This window comes from Gemmata sp. (genome assembly GCF_051859125.1).
GTDB lineage: Bacteria > Planctomycetota > Planctomycetia > Gemmatales > Gemmataceae > Gemmata.
In genome coordinates this window covers 21660-28064 of the sequence record NZ_JBHYGG010000004.1, presented here as the reverse complement: position 1 = coordinate 28064, position 6405 = coordinate 21660, and the positions used below count along the sequence as shown (strand labels likewise).

Genomic DNA, 6405 nt, shown 5'->3' with positions numbered 1-6405 from the left:
CCCGGGGCGGGGGGGGGCCCCGCGGGGCGGGGGCGCCGTGGTGTGCCCCCAACCGGCCCCCCCCCCGCCCCACCCCCCCCCCGCCCCTCCGGGGCTCCGAACCATCTGCTTAACGCATGCGTTTCACGCTGAGAGTCGCTGAGTGAGCCGCTTCTCGCCCCCGCACATCTTCCCCAGCTTCACGCGCCTTCTCCATTCTTCCGGGCAAGTCGGGTCAACCGGCCAAACCGGGCAAGCCGATTCGTTCCTCATGCACGGATGCGGCTGCCGTCACGGACGACGGCGGGCGCGTGCGGAACGGAGTCTGCCATGAACCGGTGGTTCTGGAAGCGGTGGGTCTGGGCGGTCGTGGTCGGAACCACCGCAGCGGTCGGCCTGACGGTGGCGCAACAGGGCACGGACGCCCCGTCGGGGCCGCCCAAGGTCGGCGACGTCATCACCCTGAAGTTCCGGGACCTCCCGGACCGGCAGGTGAAGGTACTGAAGAGCGACAAGCAGCCCGACGGCTCGATCATGTCGGAGGTGAAGGACACCAAGACCGGTGAGACCTTCACGCTGGTGGACAAGCCGGATTCGTTCTCGGCCCCAGAGAAGTCCGGCGCGAAGGCCTCGGCGCTCACGCCCCCGCCGAGCCCGACCGCCCCGAAGGCGACCGAGCCGACGAAGGCCCCGACCGCCCGGCCGCCCATCGGCCCGATGAAGTTGCCGGACGGGCTCCCCAAGGCCAAGCCGCGGACGAGCGACCCGCTCCTGCCGTCGCTGAAGGAGTCGCTCCCCGACCTGCCCAGCGCCAAGGAGCAGGAAAAGGAGAAGGAGCGCCGGTTCCTTCCGTCGTTCGGGAAGTCGTCCGACGGCCCGAAGCCGGCGGAGCCGGACGAGGAGAAGCCGGGGTTCCTGAAGCGGGTGTTCGGCAAGAAGAAGCCGGCCGAGCCCACGCCGACCCTGCCCCCGGCGACCGTGATTAACACCGCGAAGCCGCCGTTCCCGACGCCCCCCGCGTCGCCCCCGGCGACCACCGGTGCCCGGCCCCCGGCCCCGGTGCCGACGCCCGGCGTCATGAAGGCGCACCCGACGGTGACGCTGGAGCCGCCGCGGTCGCAGCCGGTCCAGCCGGTGCAGCCGCCGGTCCCGCTGACGCCGAACCCGGTGACCGTCCCGACGGCGCCACCGGCGAGCGTCCCCCTGCCGATCCCGGCGATCCCGGCCGCCCCGCCCGCCCCCGGCCCGGCCGCGCTGCCCGCGATCCCGAGCGCACCCAGCGTCCCGAGCATCCCGGTGCCGCCGCCGGGCGGGCTGCCCACCATCCCGCTCCCCCCGGGCGGGACGTCGATGAAGGGGCCGGTGCCGAAGGCCGAGGTCGCGGTCGCCCCGAAGACCCTGCCGGCGAAGGTCGCTCCGGCCGCGGTCACGGAGAAGGAACCGGCGGTCGTCACGGCGCAGGCCTCTGCGACGCCGACCGCGGTGGTGACGGCGAGCACGTCGGTCCCGGGCCCCACTCCGGCCGCGCTCCCGCCGGTCGTCGCGGTTCCGGTCGCGGACCCGGGGCGGACCGCGCTGATGCGGGACATCGAACCGCACGTGGCGGCGCTGGAGAAGGGCGTCGCGCCGAGCCAGCGGGCGATGGCCGCCCGGGCCCTGGGCGGGTGCCGGCACGGCTCCACCGACACCGTCAAGATGACGATCTTCCGGGCCGCGCAGAACGACCCGAACCCGATGGTCCGCGCCGTGTGCATCGAGGAGCTGTGCAAGCTCGGGTACTTCGAGCCGGCGTTCGAGCTGCACCTCACGAAGGCGTGCGAGGACGCGAACGACGAGGTCCGGGGTGCGGCGAAGGCGGCGATGAAGCAGATGTACCCGCGGCGCTAACCGCGGGGTTCGGGCGGTAGCCGTGTCGATCCACGGGCACGCGGATAAGCTATCCGCGTGCCGTTTCGTTTTTCCCGCAAGGTGGTGAACAGACGATGATTCCTCTCGACTTCACGGGCAAGGTCGCGCTCGTTACCGGCGTCGGCGACAACGAAAGCTTCGCCTGGTTCATCGCCAAGTCGCTCCAGGCGGCGGGCGCGAAGGTCGCCCTCGCGTGCCACCCGCGGGTCATGGGGATCGTCGAGAGCTTCCTCACCCGCGACGCGGACCGCGAGTCCCGGTTGCTCCCCGACGGCACCGAGTTCAAGCCCGTGAAGGTGCTCCCGTGCAACGCGGAGTACGACACCATGGACGACGTGCCGCCCGAGGTGAAGGGCGACCGCCGGTACGCGAAGTTCTCGGAGTACTCGATCAAGGGAACCGTCGACGCGGTCGCCGCCGAGTTCGGCGGGATCGACATCCTGATCCACTCGGTCGCGTTCGGCCGCGAGGTCACGAAGCCGCTCATCGACACCAGCCGCAAGGCGTACCACGAGGCGATGGGGATCTCGGCGTACTCGCTCACGAGCATGGTCCGGGCGGCGGCCCCGCACATGGCGAACCGGCCCGGCGGGGCGAGCGTCGTCGGCCTCACCTACGTCGCCGGCGATCGAGTCATCCCGCACTACGGCGGCGGCATGGCGACGTGCAAGGCGGCCCTCCAGATCGACGCCAAGCAGCTCGCGTGGTTCGTCGGCGACAAGAACATCCGGGTGAACCTGATCTCGGCCGGCCCCTACGCGAGCCGCGCCGCCCGCGCCATCAACAAGGACTTCGACAAGCTCATCGACCACGCCGCCGGGCACTCGCCGCTGCGGCGGCCGATCGGCCCGCAGGAGGTCGCGGACTCGACCGTCTTCCTGTGCAGCCCCCTGGCGAGCGCGGTCACCGGCCAGATTCTGTACGTGGACTGCGGGTACAACGTCATGGGGACGTGAACGAAATAGCACCCCGGTCCGTTGCCAATCGGACACGTTCGGCGAACAATAGCAGGACCGGAAAACCCCGGCCCCGCCTGAATCCTTTCCCACCCCGGAGTGAGCCTCTATGATTCGCATTCGGTTCCTGGCACTGGTGGCCGCAGTCGCCGCCGTGTCGGCCGCCTCGGCGTCCGCCGCCGACTGGGCGACCGTTAAGGGCCAGGTCGTGTTCCCGAAGGACAAGCCGGTCCCCAAGCGGGACGCGCTGAACGTGTCGCAGGACAAGGACCACTGCCTGAGCAAGGGCGACATCCTCGACGAGTCGATCGTCATCAACCCGAAGAACAACGGGATCAAGAACGTCGTCGTGTGGCTGCGGCCGGACGACAAGGACCCGAAGGCCAAGTTCACCGCCGAGCAGATCACCCCCGAGGACGCGAAGCGGAAGCCGGCCGAGGTCATGATCGACCAGCCGTGCTGCATGTTCGTGGACCGGATCACGATCGCCCGCCCCGGCGACAAGCTGGTCGTGAAGAACTCGGCCCCCGTCGCCCACAACTTCTTCTGGAGCAGCGGGAGCAACGGCGAGTACAACGTGACCGTGCCGAAGATGGAGAAGTGGGTGATGCCCGAGGCCATCAAGGCCGAGAGCCCGCCGATCCAGTACAAGTGCACGATCCACGGGTGGATGACCGGGTACGTGCGGGTGTTCGACCACCCGTACTACGCGGTCACGGACGCCGACGGCAACTTCGAGATCAAGAACGCGCCGGCCGGCAAGTTCCGCATCGTGTACTGGCACGAGAACGGCTTCAAGGGCGGGGCCCAGGGCCGGTTCGGCGAGGAGATCGAGATCAAGGGGCCGGCCACCGAGGTGAAGGCGGTCGACTTCGACATCAGCCCGAAGAAGTGAATGGGCTGCGTGCCCGTAGCGCCCACCCGGGATCGGGTGGGCGTTTTCGTTGACCTCACCCCGCGTTCACCGCCACGCGGACCCGGGCCTCTTCCTTGCGGGCCTTGCGGCGCTCCAGGCTGGCCCCGACGAAGTCGCGGAACAGCGGGTGCGCGTGGGTCGGCTTCGACCGGAACTCCGGGTGCGACTGGACCGCCACGAACCACGGGTGCCCGGCCAGTTCGATCGCCTCGACGAGCCCGCCGTCCGGGCTCGTCCCCGAGACCACCAGCCCGCGGGCCGTCAGCGCGTCGCGGTAGTGGTTGTTCACCTCGAACCGGTGCCGGTGCCGCTCGCTGACCACGTCGGCCCCGTAGGCCAGGTGCGCCTTGCTCCCGGCGAGCAGGTGGCACGGGTACGCCCCGAGCCGCTGGGTGCCGCCGAGCTTCGTCACCTCCTGCTGCTCTTCGAGGAGGCACACGACCGGGTGCGGGGTGGTCTTGTTGAACTCGGTGCTGTTGGCCTCGGCGAGCCCGGCGACGTTGCGGGCGAACTCGATGGTCGCGCACTGGAGCCCGAGGCAGATGCCGAAGAACGGGAGCTTGGTCTCGCGGGCGAACCGGATCGCGTCGATCTTCCCCTCGATGCCGCGCTTGTCGAACCCGCCGGGGACGAGCAGCCCGTCCACGGCCGCGAGCGCCTTCTCGGCCCCCTCGACCGCGAGCTTCTCGGAGTCGATCCGCACCACCCGCACCTTCGCGTGGTGCGCGATCCCGGCGTGGTCGAGAGCCTCGTACACGCTCTTGTAGGCGTCCCGGTGCTTCACGTACTTGCCGACGAACCCGATGCTCACCTCGTGGGCCGGGCTCTTGAGCCGCTCGACCAGCCGCCGCCAGTCGTCCATCTGGAGCGCCTTCGGGAGCGGGAGCCCGAGCTTCTCGGCGATCAGCTCCTCGACCTTCTTGTCGGCGAACCCGAGGGGCACCTCGTAGATGCTCAGCTCCTTGTCCTTCTCCTCGATGACGGCCCGCCGCTCGACGTTGCAGAACTGGGCGATCTTCTCGCACTCGCCCTCGGGGATCTCCCGCTCCGTCCGGCAGACGAGCACGTCCGGCTGGATGCCGATCTTGCGGAGCTCCATGACGCTGTGCTGGGTCGGCTTGGTCTTCAGCTCGCCGGCGGCCTTGAGGTACGGCACGAGCGTGAGGTGGACGAACAGGCAGTTCTGGCGGCCGGCGTCGAGCGCGAACTGGCGGATCGCCTCGTAGTACGGCATCCCCTCGATGTCGCCGACGGTGCCGCCGATCTCGGTCAGCACCACGTCCACGCCCGGGGTCGCCAGCTTGCGAATGCAGTTCTTGATCTCGTCGGTGATGTGCGGGATGACCTGGACCGTCTTCCCCTTGTAGTCGCCCCGCCGCTCCTTCTCGATCACCGACAGGTAGATCTTGCCGGTCGTGTAGTTGCAGTCGCGGTTGAGCGGGGCGTGGGTGAACCGCTCGTAGTGCCCGAGGTCGAGGTCGGTCTCGGCCCCGTCGTCGAGGACGTACACCTCGCCGTGCTGGTACGGGCTCATCGTGCCCGGGTCGACGTTCAGGTACGGGTCCATCTTCTGCATGCGGATGTTGAGCCCGCGCCGCTCCAGGAGCATGGCGATGGACGCGGAGGTGAGCCCCTTGCCGAGCGAACTGACGACCCCGCCGGTGACGAAAATGTGCTTCGTGGCCATGCCCCGGTCCTCGGCGGGTGAGAAAACGGCGGCGGGGGACGATACGTCCCCCGCGTCAGCGGCGTGCTACCTGTTCCTTTATATCGCCCCGGCCCGGCCGCACCAATCAGCGTAGCCCACCGGGCCGCCGCCGCCCCGCGTCAGGCGGCCCGGCGCGGCCCGCCGTCCCGGTGCGCCCGCACAAAGTCGGCGTAATCGGCCGGGGTGTCGATCCCGCGGTGCGCGTGCTCGACGAGGCCGACGCGGATCGTGCCGCCGGTGCCGAGGACGCGCAGTTGTTCCAGCTTTTCCGCCTGTTCCAGCGGGTGCGGCGGGGTGGCCGCGATCTTCAGGAGGAAGCTCTGGCGGTACGCGTAGACGCCGAGGTGCTGGAGGAACCGGGCCGGCCGCGCCGCGAAGTCCGGCTCGCCGTCGCGGACCATCGGGATCGGCCGCCGGGAGAAGTACAGCGCCCGGCCGCCGGCGTCGCACACCAGCTTGACCACGTTCGGGTCGAGGTACGCCTCCCGCGTGGCGATCGGCACCGCGAGGGTGGCCATGTCGGACGCCGGGTCGGCCATGAGCCCGGCGAGGAGGTCGAGCGCCGCCGGCTCGATCTGCGGCTCGTCGCCCTGCACGTTCAGCACCACGTCGGCCGGCAGGTGCGCGGCCACCTCGGCGATGCGGTCGGTCCCCGAGACGTGGTCGGCCCGGGTCATCACGGCCCGGCCGCCGAACGAGCGGACCGCGTCGTAGATCCGCTCGTCGTCGGTGGCGACGACCACCTGGGCGGCGCACTTCGCCCGCGCGGCCCGCTCGTAGGTGTGCTCGATGAGGTACTTGCCGGTCTCGCGGAGGAGCGGCTTGGCGGGCAGACGGGTCGACGCGAACCGGGCCGGGATGACAATGGCGACGCGCACGGCCGAACCTCCGTGTCCGGGACTGGAGCAACCCCGAGATTAGATCGGCATTCGGGGTCC

General features: G+C 70.2%; 5 protein-coding genes. 3 read left to right on the top strand and 2 right to left on the bottom strand.

Features of this window, described 5'->3' with window-relative positions; genetic code table 11:
• Positions 1 to 309: 309 nt before the first annotated feature.
• The 3 genes from ACTIGN_RS01340 to ACTIGN_RS01330 all read left to right on the top strand — a co-directional run bounded on the left by ACTIGN_RS01340 (position 310) and on the right by ACTIGN_RS01330 (position 3738).
• Positions 310 to 1866, top strand: a complete 1557-nt coding sequence (locus ACTIGN_RS01340; RefSeq protein WP_439620644.1) for a HEAT repeat domain-containing protein — start codon at positions 310 to 312, stop codon at positions 1864 to 1866.
• 95 nt (positions 1867 to 1961) lie between these two features.
• The gene (locus ACTIGN_RS01335) at positions 1962 to 2843 is read left to right on the top strand and encodes an SDR family oxidoreductase (protein WP_439620643.1); all 882 of its coding nucleotides are present in this window, start codon (positions 1962 to 1964) and stop codon (positions 2841 to 2843) included.
• Between the two features lie 109 nt (positions 2844 to 2952).
• Entirely contained in the window at positions 2953 to 3738 is a 786-nt protein-coding gene (locus ACTIGN_RS01330) for a hypothetical protein (protein ID WP_439620642.1), read from the top strand.
• 55 nt (positions 3739 to 3793) lie between these two features.
• Here ACTIGN_RS01330 and ACTIGN_RS01325 read toward each other — a convergent pair whose 3' ends face one another.
• On the bottom strand, positions 3794 to 5446 hold the full coding sequence (locus ACTIGN_RS01325; RefSeq protein WP_439620641.1) for a CTP synthase: 1653 nt from the start codon (positions 5444 to 5446) through the stop codon (positions 3794 to 3796).
• A gap of 140 nt (positions 5447 to 5586) precedes the next feature.
• Positions 5587 to 6345 (bottom strand): 3-deoxy-manno-octulosonate cytidylyltransferase, encoded by a 759-nt coding sequence (kdsB, locus tag ACTIGN_RS01320; RefSeq protein ID WP_439620639.1) that lies wholly within the window; start codon positions 6343 to 6345, stop codon positions 5587 to 5589.
• Positions 6346 to 6405 lie beyond the last annotated feature (60 nt).